Source organism: Winogradskyella haliclonae, assembly GCF_014635865.1.
In the GTDB taxonomy this organism is placed as follows: domain Bacteria; phylum Bacteroidota; class Bacteroidia; order Flavobacteriales; family Flavobacteriaceae; genus Winogradskyella; species Winogradskyella haliclonae.
The window spans coordinates 1,214,982-1,241,197 of the sequence record NZ_BMDQ01000001.1 but is presented as its reverse complement, the minus strand read 5'-3'; the positions used below and the strand labels follow the sequence as shown (position 1 = coordinate 1,241,197).

At 34.4% G+C, this 26,216-nt stretch carries 30 protein-coding genes; 19 read left to right on the top strand and 11 right to left on the bottom strand.

The window, feature by feature from the left end:
• The first annotated feature begins 88 nt into the window (after positions 1-88).
• Genes kynU through IEV10_RS05525 form a run of 9 tightly spaced genes read left to right on the top strand, consistent with a single transcriptional unit; the run spans position 89 to position 8,230 of the window.
• Positions 89-1,354 (top strand): kynureninase, encoded by a 1,266-nt coding sequence (gene kynU / locus IEV10_RS05565; RefSeq protein WP_188373694.1) that lies wholly within the window; start codon positions 89-91, stop codon positions 1,352-1,354.
• Positions 1,351-2,772, top strand: a complete 1,422-nt coding sequence (locus IEV10_RS05560) for an FAD-dependent oxidoreductase (protein WP_188373693.1) — start codon at positions 1,351-1,353, stop codon at positions 2,770-2,772. Before kynU ends, IEV10_RS05560 begins: the two co-directional genes overlap by 4 nt.
• 4 nt (positions 2,773-2,776) lie before the next feature.
• Positions 2,777-3,181: a RidA family protein gene (locus IEV10_RS05555; RefSeq protein WP_188373692.1), complete on the top strand. Its 405-nt coding sequence runs from the start codon at positions 2,777-2,779 to the stop codon at positions 3,179-3,181.
• Positions 3,181-4,620: an aldehyde dehydrogenase gene (locus IEV10_RS05550; protein ID WP_188373691.1), complete on the top strand. Its 1,440-nt coding sequence runs from the start codon at positions 3,181-3,183 to the stop codon at positions 4,618-4,620. The genes IEV10_RS05555 and IEV10_RS05550 overlap by 1 nt, the downstream gene beginning before the upstream one ends.
• Before the next feature lie 12 nt (positions 4,621-4,632).
• On the top strand, positions 4,633-5,157 hold the full coding sequence (locus IEV10_RS05545; RefSeq protein WP_188373690.1) for a hypothetical protein: 525 nt from the start codon (positions 4,633-4,635) through the stop codon (positions 5,155-5,157).
• 4 nt (positions 5,158-5,161) lie between these two features.
• Positions 5,162-5,944 carry an SDR family oxidoreductase gene (locus IEV10_RS05540; RefSeq protein ID WP_188373689.1) on the top strand — a complete coding sequence of 261 codons (783 nt, stop codon included), beginning with the start codon at positions 5,162-5,164 and terminating at the stop codon, positions 5,942-5,944.
• A 30-nt stretch (positions 5,945-5,974) separates the two neighbouring features.
• A complete protein-coding gene (locus IEV10_RS05535; protein WP_188373688.1) occupies positions 5,975-6,511 on the top strand; it encodes a 3-hydroxyanthranilate 3,4-dioxygenase in 537 nt (178 codons plus the stop codon).
• Entirely contained in the window at positions 6,504-7,589 is a 1,086-nt protein-coding gene (locus tag IEV10_RS05530; RefSeq protein WP_188373687.1) for an amidohydrolase family protein, read from the top strand. The genes IEV10_RS05535 and IEV10_RS05530 overlap by 8 nt, the downstream gene beginning before the upstream one ends.
• Entirely contained in the window at positions 7,589-8,230 is a 642-nt protein-coding gene (locus IEV10_RS05525) for an O-methyltransferase (RefSeq protein ID WP_188373686.1), read from the top strand. The genes IEV10_RS05530 and IEV10_RS05525 overlap by 1 nt, the downstream gene beginning before the upstream one ends.
• 5 nt (positions 8,231-8,235) lie before the next feature.
• Here IEV10_RS05525 and IEV10_RS05520 read toward each other — a convergent pair whose 3' ends face one another.
• From IEV10_RS05520 to IEV10_RS05495, 6 genes are all read right to left on the bottom strand, one after another.
• Positions 8,236-8,526, bottom strand: a complete 291-nt coding sequence (locus tag IEV10_RS05520) for a Sec-independent protein translocase subunit TatA/TatB (RefSeq protein ID WP_188373685.1) — start codon at positions 8,524-8,526, stop codon at positions 8,236-8,238.
• 78 nt (positions 8,527-8,604) lie between these two features.
• A complete protein-coding gene (locus tag IEV10_RS05515) occupies positions 8,605-10,896 on the bottom strand; it encodes a M1 family metallopeptidase (RefSeq protein WP_188373684.1) in 2,292 nt (763 codons plus the stop codon).
• Positions 10,897-10,961: 65 nt separating this feature from the next.
• A complete protein-coding gene (locus IEV10_RS05510) occupies positions 10,962-11,471 on the bottom strand; it encodes a DUF6702 family protein (RefSeq protein WP_188373683.1) in 510 nt (169 codons plus the stop codon).
• Positions 11,472-11,516: 45 nt separating this feature from the next.
• The gene (locus tag IEV10_RS05505) at positions 11,517-12,311 is read right to left on the bottom strand and encodes a carboxypeptidase-like regulatory domain-containing protein (RefSeq protein ID WP_188373682.1); all 795 of its coding nucleotides are present in this window, start codon (positions 12,309-12,311) and stop codon (positions 11,517-11,519) included.
• A complete protein-coding gene (locus IEV10_RS05500; RefSeq protein WP_188373681.1) occupies positions 12,295-13,074 on the bottom strand; it encodes a carboxypeptidase-like regulatory domain-containing protein in 780 nt (259 codons plus the stop codon). Before IEV10_RS05500 ends, IEV10_RS05505 begins: the two co-directional genes overlap by 17 nt.
• Positions 13,071-13,856: a carboxypeptidase-like regulatory domain-containing protein gene (locus tag IEV10_RS05495; protein WP_188373680.1), complete on the bottom strand. Its 786-nt coding sequence runs from the start codon at positions 13,854-13,856 to the stop codon at positions 13,071-13,073. The genes IEV10_RS05500 and IEV10_RS05495 overlap by 4 nt, the downstream gene beginning before the upstream one ends.
• A 154-nt stretch (positions 13,857-14,010) precedes the next feature.
• On the opposite strand from IEV10_RS05495, the gene pepE reads away from it, so the two are divergent.
• Positions 14,011-14,718, top strand: a complete 708-nt coding sequence (gene pepE, locus IEV10_RS05490; RefSeq protein WP_188373679.1) for a dipeptidase PepE — start codon at positions 14,011-14,013, stop codon at positions 14,716-14,718.
• On the opposite strand, the gene IEV10_RS05485 is transcribed toward pepE, so the two are convergent.
• Positions 14,719-15,180 carry a GNAT family N-acetyltransferase gene (locus IEV10_RS05485; protein ID WP_308694136.1) on the bottom strand — a complete coding sequence of 154 codons (462 nt, stop codon included), beginning with the start codon at positions 15,178-15,180 and terminating at the stop codon, positions 14,719-14,721.
• Between the two features lie 157 nt (positions 15,181-15,337).
• Here IEV10_RS05485 and IEV10_RS05480 point away from each other — a divergent pair, with 157 nt between their 5' ends.
• The 5 genes from IEV10_RS05480 (at position 15,338) to IEV10_RS05460 (ending at position 19,710) form a co-directional block, all read left to right on the top strand.
• A complete protein-coding gene (locus IEV10_RS05480) occupies positions 15,338-16,231 on the top strand; it encodes a phage tail-like protein (protein ID WP_188373678.1) in 894 nt (297 codons plus the stop codon).
• A gap of 42 nt (positions 16,232-16,273) precedes the next feature.
• Positions 16,274-16,966, top strand: a complete 693-nt coding sequence (locus IEV10_RS05475; RefSeq protein WP_188373677.1) for a hypothetical protein — start codon at positions 16,274-16,276, stop codon at positions 16,964-16,966.
• Positions 16,967-17,028: 62 nt separating this feature from the next.
• Entirely contained in the window at positions 17,029-17,739 is a 711-nt protein-coding gene (locus tag IEV10_RS05470; protein WP_188373676.1) for a hypothetical protein, read from the top strand.
• Between the two features lie 4 nt (positions 17,740-17,743).
• A complete protein-coding gene (locus tag IEV10_RS05465; protein WP_188373675.1) occupies positions 17,744-18,880 on the top strand; it encodes a T9SS type B sorting domain-containing protein in 1,137 nt (378 codons plus the stop codon).
• 62 nt (positions 18,881-18,942) lie between these two features.
• Positions 18,943-19,710, top strand: coding sequence for a M48 family metalloprotease (locus IEV10_RS05460; protein ID WP_188373674.1), 768 nt, complete (start codon positions 18,943-18,945; stop codon positions 19,708-19,710).
• Positions 19,711-19,755: 45 nt separating this feature from the next.
• Here IEV10_RS05460 and IEV10_RS05455 read toward each other — a convergent pair whose 3' ends face one another.
• Positions 19,756-20,151 (bottom strand): ankyrin repeat domain-containing protein, encoded by a 396-nt coding sequence (locus IEV10_RS05455; RefSeq protein ID WP_188373673.1) that lies wholly within the window; start codon positions 20,149-20,151, stop codon positions 19,756-19,758.
• A 261-nt stretch (positions 20,152-20,412) separates the two neighbouring features.
• Between IEV10_RS05455 and gpmI the strand changes: the two genes are divergently transcribed.
• From gpmI to IEV10_RS05435, 4 genes are read left to right on the top strand one after another with little or no spacing between them, the layout of a single operon-like run.
• A complete protein-coding gene (gene gpmI, locus IEV10_RS05450) occupies positions 20,413-21,930 on the top strand; it encodes a 2,3-bisphosphoglycerate-independent phosphoglycerate mutase (protein ID WP_188373672.1) in 1,518 nt (505 codons plus the stop codon).
• A gap of 3 nt (positions 21,931-21,933) precedes the next feature.
• The gene (locus tag IEV10_RS05445; protein WP_188373671.1) at positions 21,934-22,347 is read left to right on the top strand and encodes a BT0820 family HAD-type phosphatase; all 414 of its coding nucleotides are present in this window, start codon (positions 21,934-21,936) and stop codon (positions 22,345-22,347) included.
• 47 nt (positions 22,348-22,394) lie between these two features.
• Positions 22,395-23,213, top strand: a complete 819-nt coding sequence (map, locus tag IEV10_RS05440) for a type I methionyl aminopeptidase (RefSeq protein WP_188373670.1) — start codon at positions 22,395-22,397, stop codon at positions 23,211-23,213.
• On the top strand, positions 23,213-23,980 hold the full coding sequence (locus IEV10_RS05435; RefSeq protein WP_188373669.1) for a class I SAM-dependent methyltransferase: 768 nt from the start codon (positions 23,213-23,215) through the stop codon (positions 23,978-23,980). Before map ends, IEV10_RS05435 begins: the two co-directional genes overlap by 1 nt.
• 2 nt (positions 23,981-23,982) lie before the next feature.
• On the opposite strand, the gene IEV10_RS05430 is transcribed toward IEV10_RS05435, so the two are convergent.
• The 3 genes from IEV10_RS05430 to IEV10_RS05420 are packed head-to-tail and all read right to left on the bottom strand — an operon-like array spanning position 23,983 to position 26,203.
• Entirely contained in the window at positions 23,983-24,960 is a 978-nt protein-coding gene (locus IEV10_RS05430) for an FAD:protein FMN transferase (RefSeq protein WP_188373668.1), read from the bottom strand.
• Positions 24,961-24,966: 6 nt separating this feature from the next.
• Positions 24,967-25,344 (bottom strand): DUF8840 domain-containing protein, encoded by a 378-nt coding sequence (locus tag IEV10_RS05425; RefSeq protein WP_188373667.1) that lies wholly within the window; start codon positions 25,342-25,344, stop codon positions 24,967-24,969.
• Positions 25,337-26,203, bottom strand: coding sequence for a DUF4846 domain-containing protein (locus tag IEV10_RS05420; RefSeq protein ID WP_188373666.1), 867 nt, complete (start codon positions 26,201-26,203; stop codon positions 25,337-25,339). Before IEV10_RS05420 ends, IEV10_RS05425 begins: the two co-directional genes overlap by 8 nt.
• Between the last annotated feature and the right edge of the window lie 13 nt (positions 26,204-26,216).

Sequence of the window (26,216 nt, the reverse complement as noted above, 5' to 3'; positions counted from 1 at the left end):
ATATATTCTCCAGCGCTTTGTGTTCAAGGCGCTTTTTTTATGCCTATCAAATCCTTATTTTTGTTAGACACCAAAACGCAATCACAATTTGTCTAACTATAAACTAGGTCTCGATTTTGCCAAACAGCTAGACCAAAACGACCAATTAGCAGCATACCGAAATCAATTTCACATCCCTAAAGACAAAAACGGAAATGAATTGATTTATATGACTGGAAATTCTTTAGGTCTACAACCAAAAATTACAAAAAGCTATATTACCCAAGAACTTGAAGATTGGGCAAATCTTGGTGTCGAAGGTCATACCGAAGGTCAAAACCCATGGTTACACTATCATGAGTTTCTTTCAGAAACTATGGCAGAGATTGTTGGTGCAAAACCGATAGAGGTGATAGTAATGAACTCACTTACCGCCAATTTGCATTTAATGATGGTAAGCTTTTATAAGCCTTCACCTAAGCGGTATAAAATTTTAATAGAGGCAGACGCTTTTCCTAGTGATAAATATGCTGTTGAATCACAATTAAGACATCATGGTTATGATGATAAAGACGGATTAATATTATGGAAATCTCGTGACGATGAAGAACTTGCTAATTACGAAGACTTAGAAACTATCCTAAAAAATCGTGGTGATGAAATAGCACTCATTATGATTGGCGGTGTTAATTATTATACAGGGCAATTTTTTGATTTAAAACGCATCACTGAGCTAGGCCACAGTTACGGGTGTACGGTTGGTTTTGATTGTGCGCATGGTGCAGGAAACGTACAACTTAATTTACATAATTCTGGTGCAGACTTTGCAGTTTGGTGCACTTACAAATATTTAAATTCTGGCCCAGGAAGTTTATCTGGCGCTTTTGTGCATGAGCGTCACGCCAACAGAAAAGACCTGAATAGATTTACAGGTTGGTGGAGTCATAATAAAGAAACACGTTTTAGAATGCGTGATGAGTTTGACCAATTACCAGGTGCTGAAGGTTGGCAGTTGAGTAATCCACCTATATTATCAATGGCAGCAATTAGGGCGTCTTTAGATGTTTTTAAAGATGCAGGTTTTGATAAATTATGTTTAAAATCAAAAACATTGACCGGCTATTTTGAATTTTTAATCAATAGATTAAATAAATCTGATATTAAAATTATCACACCTTCTAATCCTGAAGAACGTGGTTGCCAATTATCTATTCAGGTAAAAAATGCAGATAAAACATTACATAAAAAATTAACAGAAACGGGAGTCATAACAGATTGGCGTGAGCCAGACGTCATTCGCTGTGCACCAGTACCGTTATACAATTCGTTTATGGATGTGTACCAATTTGTTGAAAGACTGAAAACAATTTTATGAAAGACAAACAACAAAACACACTCATTATAGGAGCCGGTTTGTGCGGAAGTCTTTTAGCACTTCGTATGGGGCAACGTGGTTATAATGTTAATGTGTACGAAATGCGTCCTGATTTGCGTAAAACAGATATTTCTGCTGGTCGCTCTATTAATTTAGCATTTTCTGACCGCGGTAATAAAGGCATGAAGCTCGTCGGAATTGAAGAAAAAGTAAAAGCGCTTTGTATTCCTATGAATGGGCGTATGCTCCATGACAGACAAGGAAATACGTTTTTGTCTAACTATAGTGGACGCGACCATGAGTACATCAATTCTATTTCTAGAGGTGGACTTAATGCTTTGTTATTAGACGAAGCTGAAAAACATAAAAATGTTTCCATACACTTCAACAAAAAATGTCTGTCCGTTGATTTTGAAAACACGACTGCGCGTTTTCAAGATTATGAAACTAAAGATGAATTTATTGAAGATGCCGATTGTATTATAGCAACTGATGGTGCTGGCTCTGCATTACGTAGAAGTTATTATTTAGAACGTAAATTTCTATTTAGCTTCTCTCAAGACTATCTAACACATGGCTATAAAGAATTAACTATTCTACCAACAGAGAATGGCGATTATAAAACTTATAAAAATGCTTTACATATTTGGCCGCGTGGTGATTTCATGGTCATTGCATTACCAAATTTAGACGGCAGTTTTACAGTAACGCTTTTCTTGAGTTATGACGAAGGTGAATATAATTTTAATAATCTATCAACTCCAGAAATAGTCACAGAGTTCTTTCAAAAAGAATTTCCAGACGCCTTAGAACTCATGCCTAATTTGGTTGAAGATTTCTTTGAAAACCCAACTGCGCCACTAGGGACAGTAAAATGTTCGCCTTGGCATTATAAAGGTAATACTCTACTGATGGGTGATTCTGCACATGCGATTGTTCCTTTTTATGGACAAGGTATGAATGCTTCTTTTGAAGATGTTGTAGAATTTGATTCAATTTTAAATAAATATGAAGGCGACTTGTCTAGCGGCAAGGCTGGATGGGAAACTATATTCTCTGAGTACGAAAAAACAAGAAAGAAGGACACTGATGCTATAGCAGATTTAGCAATTGATAATTTTCATGAAATGAAAGACCACGTAGGCCAAGTTATATTTCAAGAAAAGCGAAAAATTGAGATGGCACTTGAAAAAGAATATCCTGAAGATTATTCTTCAAAATATAGTTTAGTTACCTTTAATGAACATATTGGCTACAGAGAAGCCATGCTAAGAGGTCGAGCTCAAGACAAAGCAATTTTAAACATGTTGTCTGATGGCATTATTTCTACAGAAGATGACATTAAAGATATTTTAGATAAAGTTAAAACAGAAACAGAAGCAATCCTAGAAGATGATAGAATTGCGGGATTAGATTAAGCTTATGAGTGAAAAAACAGTAACACCAAGAGGCGCATATCCGCACACAAAACGTGTAGGCGATTTTATATTTGTATCTGGTACTAGCTCTCGTCGCCCAGATAATACCATTGCTGGTGTTGACATTATTGACGAGATGGGAACAAAAAAGTTAAACGCTTATACCCAAACTCAGGAAGTTTTAAAAAATATTGAGCGTAACTTGGCTAAAGAAGGCGCAAGTTTAATAGACGTCGTTGATGTGACGTCTTTCTTAGTAAATATGAATGACTTTGCAGATTATAACAAAGCCTATGCTGAATTCTTTGACAAAGACACTGGACCAACACGTACAACTGTCGCTGTACATCAACTACCTCACCCAGATTTGGTGGTTGAAATTAAGGTGATGGCTTATAAAAAACTATAATGAACATCCAAAACTACATCAACGGAAAGTTTCATAATCCACTTCAAAATGAGTGGATAGACAATTACAATCCATCAAACGGAGACGTCTATGGGCAAATCCCAAACTCTTCAAAAGACGATGTAGAAAACGCCTATATCGCAGCAAAATCTGCATTTCCAATTTGGTCTCAAACCACTCTGGAAGAGCGAAGTAGAATATTAATTAAAATTTCAGAATTATTAGAAATTAATCTAGACCGTTTTGCTGAAGCAGAAAGTAAAGATAATGGTAAGCCAATTAGCTTAGCCAAAGCCGTAGACATTCCAAGAGCTGCAAGTAACTTTCGTTTTTTTGGGAATGCTATCACTCAATTTGCAAGCGAAAGCCATGAATCTGTTGGACAGCAAGCAATCAATTACACCTTGCGTCAACCTATTGGCGTTGTGGGTTGTATTAGTCCTTGGAATTTGCCACTCTATCTCTTTACATGGAAAATTGCGCCTGCTCTAGCCGCAGGAAATTGCGTGGTTGCCAAACCGAGCGAAGTCACACCAATGACAGCATATTTGTTAGGTGAAATTTGCAATGAAGCTGGCCTACCAAAAGGCGTATTAAATATTGTCCACGGTTTAGGTACTACAACTGGTCAAACCATTGTAGAACATCCAGACATAAAAGCTATAAGTTTTACAGGTGGCACAGCAACAGGTGCACATATTGCCAAGGTCGCTGCACCGATGTTTAAAAAGCTATCTTTAGAATTAGGCGGAAAAAATCCGAACATCATATTTGCAGATTGCGATTATGAAGATATGCTAAATACTACCGTAAGGTCATCATTTGCTAATCAAGGGCAAATATGCTTATGCGGAAGTCGCATTTTTGTAGAAGCGTCTATATATGAAAAATTCAAAATTGATTTTGTAGCAAAAGTAAAAGCACTTAAAGTTGGTCATCCGTCTAAAACTTCTACTAATATTGGTGCTTTAGTATCAAAATCTCATCTCGAAAAAGTAAAAGCGTATATTAATATCGCGAAAGAAGAGCACGGAACAATTCTTTGTGGTGGTAATGATTTGATTATCAAAGGTTATGAAGATGGCTATTATTTAGAACCAACAGTAATTGAAGTCCCAGATGACGAATGCCGTGTTAACCAAGAAGAAATTTTTGGACCAATTGTAACAATCATGCCTTTTAATACTGAAGATGACGTCCTGCAAATGGCAAACAAAGTAAAATATGGATTATCGGCAACACTGTGGACAAATGACATAAAACGTACCATGCGTATTAGTAATCAATTGCAGGCCGGAATCGTTTGGATAAATACCTGGATGATGCGAGACTTACGCACTCCTTTTGGAGGTGTAAAAGCCAGTGGCATTGGCCGCGAAGGTGGCTTTGAAGCACTTCGTTTTTTTACTGAACCAAAAAATATATGTATTAAATATTAAAAACAATAAATTATGAAAACGAGAATACTTACTCTAGGATTATCTTTTGCAATGACTTTTACATTCGCGCAGGAGATGAAAACATTCACAAAAGACAATTATACCATAGAGTATAATACTGCATGGGAAATAAGTGAACAAAAAATACAACCTTCCATACAATTTATGATTCTTTCAGATGAATCAACCCAAGCTAATGACAAATTCAGGGAAAATATAAATCTATCGACAGAGTCTCTTCAAGGGCAAGAACTTACAGCTGCAGATTATGCAAAAATATCTTTAGATCAAGTTGCTATTCAAATCCCTACAGCTAAGATTATTTCTAACGAATCTAAAACACTAAATGGTATAGATTGTCAAGAAATCATATGGTCTGCAGACTTTGGCAATAACATGATTTTAAAATTTAAACAAGTTATTTTTGTGAGAGGCGGAACAGGGTATGCACTTACATTCTCTAGTTCTACGGCTGAATTTGATACTTACAAAGAATCGGCAAATAAAATGTTGGGCAGTTTTAAATTTGTTAATTAAAAGAATGAACTTAGAACTCAATAATAAAAACGCACTCGTTTGTGGTAGTACACAAGGTATAGGTAAAGCAACAGCTTTAGCTTTAGCTGAAGAAGGTGTAAATGTAACATTAATTGCAAGAAATGAAGACAAACTAAAAACTGTTTTAACCGAACTACCTTCGCACAGAAATCACAGTTACATCGTTGCAGATTTTTCAAATCCTGAAGACCTAAAGACTAAAGTTTCAAATTATGTTGAAACACATCATGGGTTTCATATACTCATAAATAATACTGGTGGCCCTGCAGGCGGGCCAGTTTTTTCTGCTGACTTAGGTGAATTTCAGAATGCATTTACCCAACATTTAAAGTGCAATCATATATTGGCCCAAACCCTTGTTCCTTTTATGAAAAGTGAAAAATATGGCCGCATTATTAATGTGATTTCTACTTCTGTAAAACAACCTTTAGACGGACTAGGTGTTAGTAATACAATTAGAGGCGCAGTCGCTAATTGGAGTAAAACTCTGGCCAATGAACTTGGACAGTTTGGCATTACTGTGAATAATGTTTTACCTGGAGCTACATCTACTGAGCGTTTATCTCAAATTATAAAAAATAAAGCGTCAAAAACTGGTCAAACAGAAGATGCTGCTGCGTTAGCAATGCAAAATGCTGTACCAGCAAAACGCTTCGCAAAGCCCGAAGAGACTGCTCATGCTATTACATTTTTAGCAAGTGAACGTGCTTCATATATTAACGGAATTAATCTTCCGGTTGATGGTGGTAGAACTAAAAGTTTGTAACTTTATAACTAAACAATAAACCTAAACAAGATGAGTAAGCTATATCCTCCAGTAAATTTCAAAGCATGGATTGAAGAACATCGTCATTTGCTTAAGCCTCCTGTTGGCAATAAGGTCGTTTGGAAAGATGGTGACTATATTGTTATGGTTGTCGGTGGACCAAATAGTAGAAAAGATTATCACTACAACGAAACACCCGAATTTTTCTATCAGGTTGAAGGTGATATAGTTCTCAAAGTTATAGATAAAGGCACACCAAAAGATATTCATATTAAGGAAGGTGATATTTTTCTGTTACCTCCAAAAGTGCCACACTCGCCTCAGCGTGGTGCCAATACTGTTGGTTTAGTTATAGAATACCCTCGAGAAAAAGGTGTACAAGATGCACTATTGTGGTTTTGTGAAAACTGTACCACAAAGTTATATGAGGAAGATTTTACAGTAGATAATATTGAAACTGACATGCCAAAAATCTTTGATAAATATTATGGTGATGCTGAGAAACGCACATGTCCAAATTGTAGCGCTGTAATGCAAGCTCCAAAGAAAGTAAAGTTAGATGACTAAACGTAAACTAAGAATTAACGGCCATTCTCACCTACTTCCCTATCCTGAGGAGATTCCTCAGTTTATGAAAGATAAAGAGATTTTTTGGGTAGATGATGAGCGCAAATACATGCTGCAAAAAGGCTGGAAACGTCCAGTTACAGATTCTAGTTTTTTCTTAAATGAAAAACTAGATTGGATGGAGAAAAATCGATTAGACCACGCTGTTGTACTAAACCTTTCTCAATTATACGGAAATGGTCTTCGTTTAGAGGAAATGAAAAAAGCATTACGTTTCCAAAATGATTTCAATGCAAGAGTGCAGCATGATAATCCTAAAAAATTCACATGTGGCTTTGTTGTACATCCTGGTTTTATCCATGGTGCTTTATGGGAGGTTGAACGTTGTGTTGAAGAGCTAGGGCTTAATGTGTTGTGTTTACCAACACATTTTATGGATTCTATAGGTCAATGGCGTTCTGTTTTTGACAAAGAGAATGATCCTATTTTTGAACTTGCAGATAAGTATAAACTAGCGATAGAGATTCATCCTTATGATGGAGACAAAATGATAAATCTAGAAAATACTGCTTGGCGTTTTCATCTTATATGGATGCTCGCACAATGTGGCGACGCATATCATTTCTATACTTTAAACGGTATGCAGGAACGCTTCCCTAATATTAGAACATGCTTTGCTCACGGTGGTCAGCTAGCACAGATGAATTTAGGACGACGCATTCAAGGCTTTGATGGCAGACCAGATTTATTTGAAGGCAAACATCATCCTAGAAAAGCTGTTGGGCATCCAAATATCTATTTTGATACTTTGGTGCATGACACTGACTCTCTTAAACTCATGATAGAAAGACAAGGCGCTAAACAGGTTATTATGGGCTTAGATGACCCATATCCTCTTGGCGAAATGGAAAGTGACGCCCAATCTTCGTATCCTGGAAAAATTTTAGATTTAGCCATCGATAGAGATATTATTAACCAAACAGAATATGATGAAATCTGGGAATGCAATGTGTTACGTTGGTTATTTGGAGATGATATTGAAGCAAAAGACAAACTCGTTAAACGTATTTTAAGTTAATGCACTTTCTTCCTGAAAAGTTAGATGATTATGTTGTTTCACATTCTGAAACTGAACCAGAATTACTTCAACAACTCACAAGAGAAACATATCAAAAAATCTTGCAGCCAATTATGCTTAGCGGTCCGTATCAAGGTCGCGTTTTGAGTATGATTTCAAAATTAATTAACCCAAAAAACATTCTTGAACTAGGTACTTTTACTGGTTATGCCACACTTTGTTTAGCTGAAGGCCTTCAAGGAGAAGGCAAAATACACACTATTGATATTAACGAAGAACTAGAAGATTTTCAGAGAAGGTATTTTGATAAGTCTGGTTATGGAGAACAAATCATTCAGCATGTCGGTAATGCATTAGACATTATACCACAAATTAATGTAAGTTTTGATTTGGTATTTATTGATGCAGATAAACCTAATTATAGCAATTACTTTCATTTAATTATAGACAAGTTAAATCCCGGAGGCGTTATCTTATCAGATAATGTGTTATGGCATGGAAAAGTTGTTGAAAAACTAAATCCAAAAGACATCTCTACAAAAGCAGTTTTGGATTATAATAGACTTCTTAAAAACGATTCAAGAATTGAAACGGTTGTTCTACCCATTAGAGATGGGTTAACCATTAGCAGGAAAAAATAATCGATTTAAGGCTTGCGTTTTACTGACCCCGCAAAGTCTTCAACCTCATCTCGTACCTTATTAAGTTCTTCATTGATACTCTGAGTAACTTCAGTATCAATTATACCGTTCTCTTTTGCACTTTTTGTCACTTCGTGCTTTATATCATTGGTTGCATCTTTAAGTGTGCGCATACCTTTTCCTAATCCACGAGCTATTTCAGGAATTTTATCAGCTCCAAAAACCATAACTACTATAAATAGTATAAAGATGATTTCTGTACCTCCAATAAATAATAATGTAGGTTGACTAAACATAATGCAAATATAGAGCGACTTTATCTAATAAAAAAAGCCGACTCGTTAAAGTCGGCTTTATTATTCATATAACTATAATTAGTCTTTGATTTTCTTCTTAAACTTATTAAACTCACTTTCTTTCACCTCTCTTGGCCATGAGTTATTAGATGTATCTACATCAGCAGTTTCTAAATCTGGATCAACTTGAATAGATACAATTTCTTTATCTGAAGCAATAGCCTTTGATGCAGATTTATCATTTAGCCTCCATATTTGTGCAGGATACGTTTCTCTCTTTTTACTTCCATCTGCATAGGTATACTCCACTATTAAAGGCATTACTAATCCGCCTGGCTTTTCGTATGTCACTTGATAAAAGTACTTAGGGGATTTCATTTCTTTGCGTTGCTCTGGAGTGAAATTATCCATAACAAATTCTTTTACAGTTGGTAAATCTGATAAATCTCCTGCTTTTAAGGCTTCATCATAACCATCTTTTCCTTCTTCAACAAAGTATAATAAATCTGCAGTATCCATATTAAAACGTTCTGCTATTTTTTTACCTTCTTCAGTAGGTTTTGCTGTTATTGCAAACTTCTTTACCTCTTTTACAGAGATGTCTGTATAATCAGTTGTATAGAACCAACCTCTCCAAAACCAATCTAAATCTACAGCCGATGCATCTTCCATTGTTCTGAAAAAGTCTTCTGGAGTTGGGTGCTTAAACTTCCAACGATTAGCATATTCTTTAAACGAATAGTCAAACAAATCGCGCCCCATTATTGTCTCTCTTAATATATTAAGTCCAGTAGCAGGCTTTGAGTATGCATTGCTTCCAAATTGATAGGTATTTAACCCTTTTGTCATAATAGGCGCTATAAAATCTTGATTTCCGCCCATATACCTTACAATATTTTTTGCTGGTCCACGTCGCGAAGGATACTTTGTTTGCCCTGGCGATAATGCAGCTGGATACCACTCACCAAAATCTTGTTCAGCGACATACTGCACAAAAGTGTTTAAGCCTTCATCCATCCATGTCCATTGACGCTCATCACTATTGATAATCATTGGAAACCAATTATGACCAACTTCATGAATAATAACACCCATCATACCAAACTTAACACGGTCAGAGTACGTACCGTCTTTATTTGGGCGACCAAAATTGTAACATATCATTGGATACTCCATACCCATTGGTGCATGTGCAGAAATAGCCTTGTGGTAAGGATAATCAAATGTCATACGAGAGTAACTCTTTAGTGTACTAGCCACTACTTTTGTAGACCAATCTCCCCAAAGTGGATTACCTTCTTTAGAGTACATTGATACAGCCATGACTTCTTTAGTATCAAGCTTTACCGCCATCATGTCCCAAATAAATTTACGCGATGTTGCAAAACCAAAATCACGAACCATTTGTGCAGATAACTTCCAAGTCTTCTTGTCTTTACTTTTAGATTTTTCAGCTTTTTCAGCTTCCTCTTGCGTTACAATTAAAACTGGCTCATCATAAGATTTCTTAGCCTTGTTGTAACGCTTCATCATTTCCTTTGAGAAAACTTCTTCTCTATTAGTTAAATAACCTGTACCATCTAAAACATGATCTGCAGGCACTGTAATATTTACATCAAAATTTCCAAAAGGTAATGCAAACTCATCACGTCCCCAGAATTGAGAATTTTGCCATCCTTCTACATCATTATATACAGCCATACGTGGGTAGAATTGTGCCATAACGTATATCCGGTTATCGTTTTCTTCAAAATACTCATAACCAGAACGCCCACCATCTTTAACGTGGTCATTAATGTTATACCACCACTTAATATTGAATGAAAACTTATCCCCTTTATTTAGTGTTACTGGCAACTCTACACGCATCATCGTTCTATTGATAGTATGTGGTAAAGGTTTACCATTTGTATCTGAAACTTCTAGAATATTGAAGCCTCCATCAAAGCGTTCTTTAAGGTATGACCCTGCTGCTCTACCAGGTGTTGTTGCTGGACCAAAACCACTACCATTAATTAATGGTGTTTTAGAGTCTCTTGCACGCATATTTTGGTCTAACTGAACCCAAAGATAAGTTAACGGATCGGGAGAATTGTTGGTGTAAGTAATGGTTTCGTAACCAGACAATCTTGCTTTTTCATCGTCAATTTCGATGTCCATTTTGTAATCTGCTTGCTGTTGATAGTAAGCAGGACCTGGTGCTCCAGAACCTGTACGGAACATATTAGGCGTTGCAAATTCATCGTATAACTGCTTGAATTTGTTTTCGTTAGTGTGTCCTTGAGGCTTTTCTTCTTTCTCTGTTTCTTGTGCAAATGCACCAGCTGAAACAAAAAGAAGTCCCAATAAAACGTGTTTAAAAATCTTCATAATTGAGTTTTGGTGTTTAAAAAATGATGCCTAAAGTAGAAAAAATGCTGCTGTTTTAGTAGTTTTTAGTCAAAGTTTAACACAGCTTTGTTATTCTCAGGAATAAGAATAAAACTTTTGTCTTTACCCTTTACTTTAGTACGCAATATATTTTGCTGTTTTGGGTAAATATCAAACAATACTTCGTTTTTAATTTCTAGGGTTTTTATGTCTTCAACATTCTCTATTTCTAAATAGCAATAAACGATATCGTCTTTGTATTCTTTGCCTATAAAATTAAAGTCCCTATCCTTTGTATTGACTTTAATGTCTAGTTTATACTTTAAATACTTTTCTATATAAACATCAACCATTTCGGATTCTTCTTCTATAGCCAAAGTAATGTTTTCGTCGTAACGTTCGCGAATGAGTTTCTCAAAATCATCAATAAATATTTGACTAATAATCTGCAGTGATTTTTGCGCCTTTACATACTCTAACTTTGTAACGCTAACATAATACTCATGCTTGTTAGAGTAAGAACTTAATAGAAAAAAAGAGGCAACTAATACAAGTATATATTTGAATTGTTTCATGAGTTTACTTTCTAAAATCTACATATTGACAAAACATATGCCAATTTAATCGTCTTTTGAATTTAAATTTTGTTTGTAAGCTTTCAATTTTTCATTTAAAAACGGAATCACTTCTGATGGATCATTACGATTGCAGATATCTTTAAATTTTAAGTCATCCATACAAAAGTAGAAATAATCTGCTTTTTGAGGTTCGGTAAATTCTTCTTTATCAAATATACTTTCAGAATAAAAATCTCGCATACGCTTCATACATTTATCTTTTTCGTCTAACTCAACAATTGCCTTAAGCTTTTTTGTGCGACCACTAACTTTATTTAACAGCTTATGAAAATTAACACCAAACCCTAGCCCAACATATCCCCAACTTCCTGCATCTGCATCTGCAAGCTTCCGCTCTGGTATGGTTTTGGGTTTTCCTGTATAACCTGGGATGCCTAAATCGTAAAAATTAAGCTCATCTTTTAATTCAACATTACCAATATCTGAACCAATATTTCCGGTAAGAATTTCACCAACCACAACCTCTTCTAATTCATTAACCTTTTCTTCCAGATAGACTCTTAGAGCTCGAGATTCGAAAAACTCTTGGCCTAAAACAATTTCTTTTGTTTGATATTTTAATGCAGATATTGTTAGTGTATCTTTTGGTTTTGCTAATATTTCAAAACTTCCATCCGTATTGGTAACTGTATATTTTACAGAAGATTTATTGAGTATGTGTACACCTTCAACATCTCCATTAGCTAAAACAACTCCTTTTAGAGTCTTTAATTGAGCATTAACTGTACCAGCAATTAGAACAATCAAGATGATAAATATGTTAGTCTTTTTTGTCATTTGAGGCCAACTGAATTTTGAATAACTTAAGTTCTTCTTTTAGGAATGTTATTGGTGTCAATACATTACCTGCATTGCAGGCATCTTGGAGTTTCTCACTATCCATGATAAAGTTAAAAAATCTATTTTGTAACTCTTCTGAAAAACCTTCTCCTTCAAAAATTATATTTTGATAAGCAGCTTTTAATTGCTCTACGCATTTTATTTTTCTATCTAATTTAATACGTTGTTTAAGCATTTTTGTTCGACCTGTAATTGCATTAATAATAGGGTTAAGAGGAACCAGACCACCTCCAGATGTCGCTTCAGCGAGTTTGCGTTCATTTAGTGTTTTTGGCTTACCTGTATATCCTGGAATACCCAAATCATAAAAATTTATTGGCGTTTCTACCTCTTGATTTTTAATGTCTGACCCTAAATTACCCGTAAGTATTTTACCAACTATGACTTGGTCTAATTGAGTGACGTTCTCAGTAAGAAAAATTTCTACGCCTTTTTTTGCTAGTATAGATTTATCAATAACGATCTCTTTGGTTTTATATCTTAATCCAGAAATGGTTAGTGTATCATTAAATTTAACCGGAATCACAAAACTGCCATCAGTATCTGTTACTATGTATTTTAAAGCCGTTTTGTTTAGTATATGAATGCCTTCAACCTCTCCACTACCAATAACTTTACCTTTTAAATCTATTAATTGAGCAGATGCGGTAACACTAAGACATAGCGTGGACACTAAAATCAAATAAAAACGTATTCTCACTCTCTAGACAATAAAAATAATTGGCTTTCTTTTTCGAGAAATTCAATAAGAAATATTTCGTTTTTACGCAATAAGAGTGACTTTTCATATCCCTTATTCTCTATGTATTCAATAAAAGCTTCTGTTAAATCTGTTGGTATTTTAAAGTTATCTTTTAAGAAATTTGCGCTGTAACGCTTTGCAATAAGACTTTGCTTTTCCTCAAAAATCTCAACTTCTGTTTTAGGCGCTCCCTTTTTCTTTAAAAAAAGCTTGAAGAGATTGGCAATATTTAAGCCATTTCTAAATCTATTCTCGTCTAAAAGTGGATCGTCTATTTTAGTTTTATTATCAGCTGAAAACTTATAGTCATCAAAATCTTCTTGACCTTTATAGATTTCTGCCATTTCAACATTATAAGTTCTGACAGCCTCAACATCTACATTAATATTACCTGATAAATCATATGGCAATACAATAACCTCATCGAGTTTATTAACTTCTTCTACCAAACGCACAGATACCTGCCTTGATTTAATAATACGCTTATCTATGGTTATTGTAAAGTCCTTGAACTGCAAAGCTCCAAAAGCTAGGATATCATTTTCTGCCACATCAATTTTAAATGCACCATTCTCGTCAGTAGTAACACCTTTATTAGAACTTTGGTTATAAACAGTAATACCTTCTTTATCTTCAGTCTCAACATTAATTCGGCCATTGATTTCTACCCGTTGAGTTTCTTGAGCATAACCAATGGTTGTTATAAAAATTAAAATAAAGGAAAAAACGGCGTTTCTCATGGTTGGTTAATCTTAGTTATATAAATGTCGGGGTTGTAATCTTAAAAAGATAATAAGTGCGTGGTAAAGTTTTGTTAAATGATAATGTAAGCTTTAGATTCAAACTCTTATTTTTACATTAGAACTAGACATTAATTCAAAAAAATCTAATACTTTGAAATCTGCAATTATTGCCAGCACATCAACAATACATGGTAGTGGTTACCTTGACTATCTTTTAGATACTCTCAAGCAACACTATAGCGGAATTGAGGACATCATATTTGTACCATACGCCAGACCTAGTGGAATATCTCATGATGATTATACAGCCATTGCTGCAAAAGCTTTTGCTAAAATAGATATCAAAGTTGTAGGATTACATGAGTTTAATAACCCTATTGAAGCCATTAAAAAAGCTAAAGGAATTTTTACTGGTGGAGGTAATACCTTTGTTCTTGTTAACCAGCTCTATAAAAACAAAATTCTGGAGCCATTAAAAGATGCTATAGACAATGGCACTCCTTATTTAGGTACAAGTGCAGGCAGTAATATTTGTGGACTCACCATGAATACAACTAATGATATGCCTATTGTATATCCACCAAGTTTTAAAACCCTAGGAATAGTGCCATTTAATATTAACCCACATTACCTAGACCCAATTAAAGGCAGCACACATATGGGAGAAACTCGTGAAACCCGAATAAAAGAGTTTCATAAATTTAACACACAACCTGTAATAGGGATTCGAGAAGGTAGTTGGATAGAAGTAAAAAATAAATCAATAACCTTGAGAGGTCTTTTAGATGCAAGAATATTTACTCATGATAAACCACCTTATGAAATTGAAACTAACACCTCTTTAGCGTTTTTGAAATAATTACAAATGTTTAAAAAAATGATATCCCCAAATTTCCATACCTTCATTACAGTAAAACTTATGTGAAGGATAATTATTTACATAGGTATTAAGCTCCATTGAGTTACACCCTTTTGATTGACAATATTTAGTAATCCATTGCATAAATTTTTTACCCAGTCCCATACTTCTATATTCTTCTGAGATGTATACATGATCTAGCTCAACAGATTTACCTACATAATGTCTTGTACAAAACCATAGTCCTGTCACACCTATAAGCTTTTCTTTATCTAAGATTACAGCACACTCATAGTTTTGCTCAACCATTTCGCGAAATCTTTCTTTCAAAAGAGTTTCTGATACACGACCTTCATTTAATTTATAAACAAGAGGTATGACATCATTTATATGGTGCTTATCTAAAATTTTAAAAGAAAAATCCATTGTAAAAATATTAACTCTAATATCTGAATAAATCATTAATTCACAAATTAATGAAGTATTTTCCTGTTAAATAAATATTAATTTCTTACGCATTATTACTTATTTTTTATTTATTTTTACTAAAATTTAGATATCCCTTTAGTAATTGCTAAATAATTTTAAAACATCGGTCGTTTTAATTTTGTTGGTTATTATGCCTTTATTGGCTTTTTCACAAGTCAAGATTGGTGATAACCCTGCACTAATCGACTCTAATTCAGTCTTAGAATTAGAGAGTAATAACAAAGTATTTGTACTTACTCGACTTTCTGACTCTCAAATAAATGCACTTACACCTCTTCCAGGAGCTTTAGTTTACAATATTGACTTAGAATGCATTTTTGCCTTTGATGGTATTAATTGGAGAAACTTATGTAACGAACCAACAATTAGTGTTTCTAATATTGCCCCTATTACCAATGAAATTGGGGATTACTGGTTTAATCCAACAAATAATATTGCCAGTATCTGGAATGGCACAGAATGGCTTCCCATAAATATTAATCCTCGAAGTGGGAATGGGCCTCCTGATAACACACTCCTAGATAATGTTGTAGCCGGAGATATTTATGTCAATGAAGACAATGGTGATTTATTTACATATGACGGCACTAATTGGATTACAGTTAACCAGGTTTTAAATGCAGACAATGGCGTTACTATAACTAGTAATACTATTCAATTAGGAGGTGCGCTAATTACACCAACTGTGATTACAACAGATAGCACTAACACTTTGGCTTTGCAAGGTTTACAAACTACAACTCTAGACGGTACAAATAGTGTAGTTGTTGTAGATAATACAACAGGTGAATTAGCTCAAGTTCCAGCTACAAACATAGTACAGCAACAGCAAGTCGTAATTATTGCTACAGAAGGGCAATCTCAATTTACCACGCCACTAAATGCAATAGATATTAATAAAATTGATGTTTATAGAAATGGTGCAAGAATAGCCTTTACAATAATAAATGCAACAACTATTGAAGTTGAACCAGAAGCCATTTGCTTTGCTGGTGATGAAATAAGAATAGTACAATTAAACTAAATATAACCATATCAAAAATTAATAATTAAAAACAAGTAAAACATGAAAACAAATTTTTTAAAATTAGGATTAGCATTAGTAGCTATATTAACCTTTAGTTTAGGTAATGCCCAACAAACAACTGGTGACGTTGGTAAAGGTGAAGATGTAAGCCAGGCTAGTGTACTTAACGGAACTATTAGAGTTATTGACAACAAAGGAACAAAGAAGTTTCTTCAAGTTCAGAATGGTTTAACTATTCTAACAGACGCTACACCAGATGGAGGATATGTATCTACATGGCAGTTAGGTGGTACATTAACAAATGACACTTACATTACAGCAGACGGCAATGCCTTTGCACTTGATGGGCTATCTCTTGAAACTGGAGCAGCTTCAACAAATGCAGTTGATGCAGAAAATGCTCAAGGTGGTGGAGCAACTGGTACTGGATGGACAATTCTTGTGCGTGATGAAGCTACTGGAGAGACTAGAAAAATTTTAGCAACTGACATCATACAAAGCGGTCAAGAAGCATTTACAGCAACTGCGGGACAAACTGCGTTTCCATTAACAGGTGCTCCTGTTTTACCAGCCTTTGCTCAAGTTTATGTTTATAGAAATGGAGCAAAACTAGTCGCAGGAACAGACTATACAGTTGCTGCATCTACAGTAACATTAACTCCTACAGCTCCAGCTCCTAATGATTGGGCAGTATTGGCAGGTGATGTAATAGAAGTTCACTTTGTAAAATAATTTAATCTATATACAAAGTGGAAAACTCCTTGTTTAAAAAATTTACTTATATATTTCTAACCTTGACGTTGGTAGTCTCTTTTGCTACCAACGCTCAAGAGGTTAGAGTTATAGATAACAAGGGTACTATTGAAACTATTAGAAACAATAGTGTTACTACATCAAACACAGCTCCAACTAATCCCGTTGAAGGTGATATATGGTATGATACTAGTGGGACTACAACTGTTACTAAAACTTATGACGGTACAGATTGGATAGCAAATTTTTCTAATGTATATGTTGGTTTTTTTATTATAGACAATACAACTTTAACGACAACTGGTACTTATTCTCAAGATATCCGAACGCTCCCTTTTGAGCCTTCGCAAATTACTTTTACTGCACAACCTAACCTAAGAGGTTTTGATATAAACAATAATAGCGGAACTGGCAACAATACCAATAGATTGGACAATACTTTTGGAAACATGCACGGGTTTGCAAGAGCTAATGGCGCCAATATTGATCAAGCTGTAATATTTAGTGGCGGAAGTGGATCATCTATTAATAATATTTCCAGATATTCAAACGATGCCCAATGCATTGGTATTAGATACACTAATAACAATGGAAACAACCTCGGTGTAATCTCAGCAGTTGTGGATACGTTTGAAACTGATGGATTTGATTTGAACATTACTTATACAATAGGCACAAATGGCGGAAATCTTGATGTAAGAAATGACGTCTTAGATGAAAGCCTTATAGTAATGTTTACGGCTTACAGGTAAAACCATGAGAAGACTAACTTTTATATTATTTTTCTCTTCTAGTTTTTGTCTTGCACAGCAAGCTCTACTAAACGCAGGCAATATTCAAATTCACCAAGATGGTGAAATCGGTTTTCACGTCAATTTAATTAACAACGGAACATTTAATCAAAACCTTGGTCTTGCTGGATTTTACAACACTACTAATTCATTGTCAATTGCTGGTTCACAAATACCACGCTTTTACGATATGGAAGTAGACGTTGTAAACCATCTTTTTTTAGATGTCAATACTGAGATTATTAATAGTGCTGCCTATACCACAGGAGATGTTATAACACCTAGGAGTAATCCTTCAATTTCTTTAGACTACTTAGATAATTCCTTTTATGTATTAGAAACTGATATTTCTAACACAGATGGTTATGCAAGTTTTAATGGCAATACTGAATTTCGCTTTCCTATAGGAGATGACGATAAGCTTCGCCCTCTAATAACAACAAACAGTACTCCAAATAGTATTATAAAGGCTGCATATTTTAATGAAGACCCTAATTTCCCTTCAGTTTTTACCAACCCTTTTGACACTAATAGCTTAGAGTCTATTGTAAGTCAAATTAGTATTTTAGAATTCTGGGATTTTGATGGCCCTGACAATTCTTTTGTAACACTTACTTGGGATAGCGAGAGTGAAATAGATCAACTCGTGCCAGATTTACTTAGCTTAAGAGTCGTAGGCTGGCATATTTCAGACCAAGAGTGGAAAGATTTAGGAAATTCTAACGTCACAGGAACTTTTGCCGAAGGCACAATTAATTCTTTTGTATTTAATCCGTTAGATTACGAAATCTTGACTTTTGGAGCCTTAGTAACTGAAGATGAACTTGAAATTTTCAACTTATTCTCTCCAAATGATGATGGAGCTAACGATACTTTTATCATAAAAGGTATAGAGTCTTTTGAGAATAATCTTAAAATTTACAACCGCTGGGGAAATATTGTTTTTGAAGTCAATAACTACCAAAATGACTGGGATGGCACCTCAAATGCTGGCCGTGTTATAAGAAGAAATCAAAAATTACCTGCAGGCACCTATTTTTACACTCTTGAACTCAAAGAATCAGGTCGAGCTTCCACTGGCTGGTTATACATAAACTATTAAGCTTAATTTTCTTCCAAATATCTTCATAAACTTTTGTATTTTAGAATACTAAATTTTTTAACATGAGAAGAGGCAATTTTAAAGTCCGCTTACTAATAGGAGTCGCTGTTGTAGCATTTGCATTTATAAGACGTTGTAGTCAACAGGAAACCAATCCATACACTGGTAGAACACAGGCCATATCATTATCTCCAGAGCAAGAAATTGCTATTGGCTTACAAAGTGCACCAGGTATGGCTCAGCAACACGGTGGTTTGCATCCTGACAATAGATATCAAGCTTTAGTTGATGAGGTGGGACAAAAACTAGTAAATAATAGTATTGCCAAAGACACACCCTATAAATATGACTTTCATTTACTTGCTGATGACAAAACTATCAATGCATTTGCGCTTCCTGGCGGTCAATGTTTCATAACCTTTGCTTTATTCTCAAAATTGCAAAATCAGGATCAATTGGCTGGCGTATTAGGTCATGAAATAGGTCATGTATTAGGAAAGCATTCTAATGAACGAATTACAGATTCAAAATTTTGGCAAACCTTAGTAATGGGGGCATCAGCTATAGATTTTGGAGCCGTTGCACAACAATATGGACAAGGAAAACTATTAGCTAATGGACGAGATGATGAATTAGAGAGTGACGAACTTGGTGTACTGTTTATGATAAAAGCTGGTTACAATCCAGAGGAAATGATTGGTGTAATGAAAATATTAAAAGATGCCGCAGGCCCAAATAGAAGACCAGAATTTCAGAGCACACATCCAGACCCTGAAAATAGAATAGAAAAAATAAAAGAAGCTATTAATAAATACAGAAAAGCATCCTAAAAAGGATGCTTTTCTCACTAACTAACTCAAATAAAATTGTCTTATTTAGACACTCTTCTTTTTAAAACGCTTAAGAAATTGTGCAGCTTCTTTAGCGTTAGTTTTTTCTGCATGTCTTAATGCTGTTAAACCTTTATCGCATGTCGTATGTATTTCTGAGCCCGAAGTAATTAAAACTTTAATCACTTCTACTCTATTAAACTTTGCCGCATAATGTATTGGTAACATACCATTAGATTTTTGGTTAACACTAACTCCATTATTAATTAATTGCTTTAATTTTTCAATATCGCCTTTTGCTGCTGCTACACAAATAGGACTTACTTTAGGACTTTCTTCAACTACTGTAAGAGGAGTTGATACATTTTCAAGATTTGATGCATTTACTGTTGGTAATGAAAGGCTTAATGCTAAAGCCAAGACTGCTACTGATTTTTTCATGATGAATGATTTTTGATTGAATAATTGTTTTTTGATTATACTAAAGAGACGACTAATATTTATATCTGTTACATAAAAAAAACAGGTATAACAATTATTTAACGGTTTGAAAACAAATATGTTAAGATCTTCACAATTAACTATTTCGAGACAATATTTAAGATTCGATCAAATAAAAAACAGATAATCTTATTTTTTTTGATATTGAAATATGATATAATCTGCTAAGTGTTATCTTTGATAATTCACTAACAGATTGCAATGAATAAAAAAGTAATTCTCATGATTTTGGATGGTTGGGGCATGTCTCCTGATCCAAAAATTTCCGCAATAGATAATGCGAAAACACCATTTATAGATTCACTTTACACTACATATCCAAATGCTACATTAAGAACTGATGGATTACACGTAGGATTACCTGAAGGGCAAATGGGTAATAGCGAAGTAGGACATATGAATTTGGGCGCTGGACGTATCGTCTATCAAGATTTAGTGAAAATTAATTTGGCTGTTGAAAACAAGACTCTTCAAGAAGAAAAAGTACTTAAAGATGCTTTTGCCTATGCAAAAAACAACACTAAAAATATTCACCTTTTAGGTCTAGTTAGTGATGGTGGTGTGCATTCACATATTAATCACTTATTTGGATTACTAGATGCCACAAAAGAGGATGACTTAAATAATGTTTTTGTACATGCATTTACTGATGGCCGAGATGTAGACCCAAAATCAGGCTATGGTTTCATCACAGAGCTTGAAGAAAAGTTAGAAGAAACCAATGCAAAGCTTGCTACTGTAACTGGTCGTTATTACGCCATGGACAGGGATAAGCGTTGGGAACGCGTAAAGATAGCTTACGATGCCATAGTTAATGGAGAAGGCAACAAAACAGCATCAGTACTTAAAGCCATTGAAGAGAGTTATGAGAACGATATCACTGATGAGTTCATAAAACCTATAGTAAATATAGATGCTCAAGGAAATCCAGTAGCTACTATAAAAGATGATGATGTTGTCATTTTCTTTAACTTTAGAACAGATCGCGGACGTCAATTAACCGAAGCACTTTCGCAAAACGACTTTCATGAATACAATATGCATAAATTAAACCTGCATTATGTAACTATGACAAATTATGATGAGAGTTTCAAGGGAATTAATGTAGTTTTCAATAAAGACAACCTCACAGAAACTCTTGGTGAAATCTTAGAAACGTATAATAAGACCCAAATACGCATTGCAGAAACAGAAAAATATCCACATGTCACATTTTTCTTTTCTGGAGGACAAGAAGAACCTTTTACAGGAGAAACTAGAATATTAAGAAATTCTCCAAAAGTAGCTACATATGATTTAAAACCAGAAATGAGCGCTTATGAATTGCGTGATGCATTAGTCCCAGAATTAGAAAAAGCAGAAGTTGATTTTGTATGTCTTAACTTTGCAAATGGAGATATGGTAGGCCATACTGGTGTAATGGAAGCTGCAATTAAAGCTTGTGAAGCGGTTGATAAATGTGTAGAAGATGTCGTATCAACGGCTTTAAAAAATGATTATACTACAATTTTAATAGCAGACCACGGTAATTGTGAAACTATGATAAATCCTGATGGGACGCCACATACAGCACATACCACAAATCCGGTTCCTGTCATTTTAATTGACAAAGAATTGCAACATATAAAAGATGGAATTTTAGGAGATATTGCACCTACAATTCTACATTTAATAGGAATAGAAAAACCTGAAGCTATGACACAACATACTTTAGTATAAACTATGCATTTTAAAGAAAAACTTATACTAGCTATAGATTTTGATGGCACTATTGTTGAGGATGCTTATCCAAGTATTGGTAAGCCTCAATTATTTGCTTTCGAAACACTTAAACGCCTTCAAAATGATGGACACCGTCTAATACTTTGGACCTATAGAGACGGAAAAAAATTGGAAGAAGCTGTAGCATTCTGTAAAGAAAATGGTATTGAGTTTTATGCTGTAAACAAGAGTTTTCCTGAAGAACAATTTTCAAAAGAAAAAAGTCCAAAAATCCATGCAGACTTCTTTATTGATGATCGAAATATAGGTGGTTTTATTGGCTGGGGAAAAGTCTACCAACTACTTACAAACCAAACACCAAATATCGAAAAGCCTAAATCTAAAAAAGGATTTTTTGGATTATTTAACAGATAATGTTGGCATACTTATTTTAGTATCTTTGCGCACCAATACCGAGTAAAATGATTGTTGTAAAAACAAAAGAAGAAATAGAGCTAATGCGCGAAGCTGCTCTTGTAGTTTCTAAAACTTTAGGAGAAGTCGCTAAGGCTGTAAAACCCGGAGTAACATCGCTTGAGCTGGATAAAATTGCAGAAGAATGCATTAGAGACCAAGGTGCTATCCCAGGATTTTTAGGATTATATGATTTTCCTAATACGTTGTGCATGAGCCCTAACTCACAAGTTGTACATGGCATTCCTAACGATATACCATTGGTTGAAGGTGATATTATTTCTATTGATTGTGGTGCCATAAAAAATGATTTTTATGGAGATCACGCATACACATTTGCTATTGGAGAAATTGCTCCAGAAACAAAAAAGCTTCTAGAAGTTACAAAAGAATCGTTATATGTTGGCATACGAGAATTTAAATTAGGTAATCGTGTAGGTGATGTTGGTTATGCTATACAAAAGCATTGCGAAGCGCATGGCTATGGAGTTGTAAGAGAATTAGTCGGTCATGGTTTAGGTCGTAAAATGCACGAAGATCCAGAAATGCCTAACTATGGTAAACGTGGTCGTGGCAAAAAATTTATTGAAGGCATGGTAGTAGCCATAGAGCCTATGATAAATATGGGTACACAACGCATAAAACAACATAGAGATGGCTGGACCATTACCACTTTGGATAACAAACCCAGTGCCCACTTTGAGCACGACGTGGCTATAGTTGATGGAAAACCAGAATTACTATCCACCTTTGCATATATCTATGATGCTTTAGGTATAGACAGCAATGAGGAAGAAGAGTTTAGACAAAAAGCTTTAGTGCTTTAATGAAGCGTATTTTTAAGTTTATATTAAACACAATTCCAAGACCTTTGCTGATTAGGTTAAGCTATATCGCTAGACCTGTTTTTGCTTTTTTTTTAAGAGGACATACATTTACCGATCCCATAGATGGCAAAAGCTTTAAAAGTTTTTTGTCTTACGGTTATGGAAAACAACGTGATAATGTCCTATCACCTTCTACACTGAGTTTAGAACGTCACAGATTATTGTGGTTATATCTACAAAACGAAACGGGTTTCTTTTCTTCCAAGAAAAAGGTTTTACATTTTGCTCCTGAACAATGCTTCTTAAAGCGTTTCAGAAAATTAGATAACCTCGATTATACAACCACAGATTTATTATCGCCTATCGCAGATATAAAAGCAGACATCTGTAATCTTCCTTTTGAAGATAATAGTTACGATATTATTCTTTGCAATCATGTGTTAGAACACATTCCTGACGACACTAAGGCTATGCAAGAGCTATATCGTGTGATGAAAATTGGAGGTTATGGTATATTTCAAATTCCTCAAGACTTAAATCGTGAACAAACATTTGAAGACAACTCCATAACTGACAAAACAGAACGTGCCAAAATATTTGGACAATACGACCATGTACGTGTTTATGGCCGTGATTATTTTGATAAGCTTCGTTCAATAGGTTTTAAAGTTGATGAAATAGATTATACTTCTAAACTTTCTGAAGAAGACATAGAAAAATACTGCTTAGCTAAAGGCGAAATTATTCCTGTGGTTTATAAAAACTAATCTCACTCAGGAAACCCATTTAGACTCAAAGTCTGTAATATATTACTCTCGTCCAAGTAAATAAAATAAACTTGCAACTCAGGATGAAACTTTAAAAACTTCTCAGTTCCTTCTACGCCCATAGCTTGAAAAGTAGTTGCATAACCATCAGCTAACATAGCATTTGGTGCTATTACCGAGACACTCAACACATTTGTTTTTGTAGGATAACCTGTTTTAGTATCGATAATATGCGCATATCTATTTCCAGCTTCGTCTACTTTAAATTTACGATAGGTCCCAGAAGTTGCCATACCTTTATTGGTTAATGTTATGGTTTTTGAATACGATTTGGTATCATCAAAATTTGGATCTTCAATACCAACTGTCCAGCCTTTACCGCTTTCTTTATTAATACCTGAAGCACGTAAATCGCCGCCAATATCAACTAAAAAATCACCAATTCCTTTTGATGCTATAAATTCTGAAATAACATCAATACCATAACCCTTGGCGATAGCATTAAAATCTAGATAAGTCTTATCTTGCCTAATAAATTTTGTTGGTGTTTTTATAACTCTGTCAAAACCAACATAGGTCATCAGGTTATTAATCGTTATACTATCTGTTAGAAACTTATTTTCGTCAGGACCAAAATTCCATGCATTAACCACATTACCAATTGTTGGGTCAAAAACACCTTTTGATTCTTTAAAAATCTTTTTAGAAGCATTAAATACTTTTATAAAATGACCATCAACTTCTACAGGTTCATTTCTGTTCCACTTAGAAATATCAGAATCTGAAATATATGTAGACAGTGAGTTATTAATTACAGTAAATAAACTATCAAACTCTTTTTGATAATTAGTTTCAGAATAATATTGAATGTTATAGGTTGTACCAAAGACTGGACCGCTCAACTTAACATTTGTTGGTTCTTTTTCTGCACACCCTAAAAAAAGGCTTATAAAACTTAAGACTAGAAAAATTCTTTTCATTAAAAATTAATTTAGATTGGCTTCAATAACTTGAATGCCATTATATTCAATTAAATAATCTTCGTTAAGATAGATTGGTAAATCTTCTCCATTAGGATTTCCTAGACCTACTCCCGCATACAGTACTTTCGCATTCTTTTCATAAGCGTGTTGCTTAAAGGTCTCCATCCAAACTATATCGTAATTATTAGGATTTTCGGGTAAAATAGTAGCTCTAACTATCACAAAGAAGTATTGACTATTCTTATCGATACAGACAAATTGTGGGTGTTTTTTAAGCTTACTATTAATAGCTACAAACTCAAAACCACGAGACTCTAAATCCTTACCTACATGATTCATGGCGAGGTTATGCAATTCTTGCTTTGATAATGGTTTACTCATCTTTAAATCTCACAAACTTAGAGTTTGTAAAGGTAAAGCCTGGCACAGATATTTCCGAATTTAATTGCAATTTATACCATGGAGAAATAGCAGAATTATCTAAGTTTTTTAACAAATGAATGCTTTGCGCTGGTGTATTGCCTTGAATAAGTAGAAACAAACGCTCACCATTTTCATTTTGGGATATATCAGCTATCATAACAACATGCCCAGGAAAACCACCTATAATAAGCATATCTCCAATCTTTAAATCTTTAATTGATTTGATTTCTTTCAACTCATTATTTAAAGACATGGTACCAGAGTAGGTATAGATAAGGTTAAGGTATTTGTAGAAATTAACTTTAGAGTTATCTGATTGCGCGGTCTTATGAAACGTTACTTTATTACCATTAATTTTTGGTCTGTAACCTTCAGCATATTTTTTCCATGAGCAATAATGTCCACTTGTAAACTTAAACCCAATTTTACTTTTCTGATTTGTTCTCCAAAGATATTCACTTCTTAATCTAATTAGAGCATCTGCACATTGCTGCAATCCGTTACTTGGTACATCAATATCTAAAACACCAACATGCCCTAACTGATAGAAATAATGTTCACCATCATAATTCATAACTTTAGTTCCAAATTTTTTGAGATTTTGATGTCGTATATAATTTTGAAATGATACAGAATCATATAAAACTCTGGTGAAACCTTCGGGAATTTTTACTCTTTCTTTGATGGTTTTCCCACTTTTGTTTAAGTACGTAGGTTTGGTAACAACAGCTGTTACGGTCTGCTTTACAGGTTGAAACTGAAAAGCAAAAACAACAATAGCAGCAATTACAAAAAGGAAGAAGAGTAGTTTTTTCATCAATAGTAGTAAC

What these genes read in the sequence shown, in the direction of transcription:
- IEV10_RS05560 (WP_188373693.1), top strand. Translation starts at nt 1,351, where the DNA reads ATGAAAGACAAACAACAAAACACACTCATTATAGGAGCCGGTTTGTGC.
- IEV10_RS05555 (WP_188373692.1), top strand. Translation starts at nt 2,777, where the DNA reads ATGAGTGAAAAAACAGTAACACCAAGAGGCGCATATCCGCACACAAAA.
- IEV10_RS05550 (WP_188373691.1), top strand. Translation starts at nt 3,181, where the DNA reads ATGAACATCCAAAACTACATCAACGGAAAGTTTCATAATCCACTTCAA.
- IEV10_RS05545 (WP_188373690.1), top strand. Translation starts at nt 4,633, where the DNA reads ATGAAAACGAGAATACTTACTCTAGGATTATCTTTTGCAATGACTTTT.
- IEV10_RS05540 (WP_188373689.1), top strand. Translation starts at nt 5,162, where the DNA reads ATGAACTTAGAACTCAATAATAAAAACGCACTCGTTTGTGGTAGTACA.
- IEV10_RS05535 (WP_188373688.1), top strand. Translation starts at nt 5,975, where the DNA reads ATGAGTAAGCTATATCCTCCAGTAAATTTCAAAGCATGGATTGAAGAA.
- IEV10_RS05530 (WP_188373687.1), top strand. Translation starts at nt 6,504, where the DNA reads ATGACTAAACGTAAACTAAGAATTAACGGCCATTCTCACCTACTTCCC.
- IEV10_RS05525 (WP_188373686.1), top strand. Translation starts at nt 7,589, where the DNA reads ATGCACTTTCTTCCTGAAAAGTTAGATGATTATGTTGTTTCACATTCT.
- IEV10_RS05520 (WP_188373685.1), bottom strand. Translation starts at nt 8,526, where the DNA reads ATGTTTAGTCAACCTACATTATTATTTATTGGAGGTACAGAAATCATC.
- IEV10_RS05515 (WP_188373684.1), bottom strand. Translation starts at nt 10,896, where the DNA reads ATGAAGATTTTTAAACACGTTTTATTGGGACTTCTTTTTGTTTCAGCT.
- IEV10_RS05510 (WP_188373683.1), bottom strand. Translation starts at nt 11,471, where the DNA reads ATGAAACAATTCAAATATATACTTGTATTAGTTGCCTCTTTTTTTCTA.
- IEV10_RS05505 (WP_188373682.1), bottom strand. Translation starts at nt 12,311, where the DNA reads ATGACAAAAAAGACTAACATATTTATCATCTTGATTGTTCTAATTGCT.
- IEV10_RS05495 (WP_188373680.1), bottom strand. Translation starts at nt 13,856, where the DNA reads ATGAGAAACGCCGTTTTTTCCTTTATTTTAATTTTTATAACAACCATT.
- IEV10_RS05485 (WP_308694136.1), bottom strand. Translation starts at nt 15,180, where the DNA reads ATGATTTATTCAGATATTAGAGTTAATATTTTTACAATGGATTTTTCT.
- IEV10_RS05480 (WP_188373678.1), top strand. Translation starts at nt 15,338, where the DNA reads ATGCCTTTATTGGCTTTTTCACAAGTCAAGATTGGTGATAACCCTGCA.
- IEV10_RS05475 (WP_188373677.1), top strand. Translation starts at nt 16,274, where the DNA reads ATGAAAACAAATTTTTTAAAATTAGGATTAGCATTAGTAGCTATATTA.
- IEV10_RS05465 (WP_188373675.1), top strand. Translation starts at nt 17,744, where the DNA reads ATGAGAAGACTAACTTTTATATTATTTTTCTCTTCTAGTTTTTGTCTT.
- IEV10_RS05460 (WP_188373674.1), top strand. Translation starts at nt 18,943, where the DNA reads ATGAGAAGAGGCAATTTTAAAGTCCGCTTACTAATAGGAGTCGCTGTT.
- IEV10_RS05455 (WP_188373673.1), bottom strand. Translation starts at nt 20,151, where the DNA reads ATGAAAAAATCAGTAGCAGTCTTGGCTTTAGCATTAAGCCTTTCATTA.
- gpmI (WP_188373672.1), top strand. Translation starts at nt 20,413, where the DNA reads ATGAATAAAAAAGTAATTCTCATGATTTTGGATGGTTGGGGCATGTCT.
- IEV10_RS05445 (WP_188373671.1), top strand. Translation starts at nt 21,934, where the DNA reads ATGCATTTTAAAGAAAAACTTATACTAGCTATAGATTTTGATGGCACT.
- map (WP_188373670.1), top strand. Translation starts at nt 22,395, where the DNA reads ATGATTGTTGTAAAAACAAAAGAAGAAATAGAGCTAATGCGCGAAGCT.
- IEV10_RS05435 (WP_188373669.1), top strand. Translation starts at nt 23,213, where the DNA reads ATGAAGCGTATTTTTAAGTTTATATTAAACACAATTCCAAGACCTTTG.
- IEV10_RS05430 (WP_188373668.1), bottom strand. Translation starts at nt 24,960, where the DNA reads ATGAAAAGAATTTTTCTAGTCTTAAGTTTTATAAGCCTTTTTTTAGGG.
- IEV10_RS05425 (WP_188373667.1), bottom strand. Translation starts at nt 25,344, where the DNA reads ATGAGTAAACCATTATCAAAGCAAGAATTGCATAACCTCGCCATGAAT.
- IEV10_RS05420 (WP_188373666.1), bottom strand. Translation starts at nt 26,203, where the DNA reads ATGAAAAAACTACTCTTCTTCCTTTTTGTAATTGCTGCTATTGTTGTT.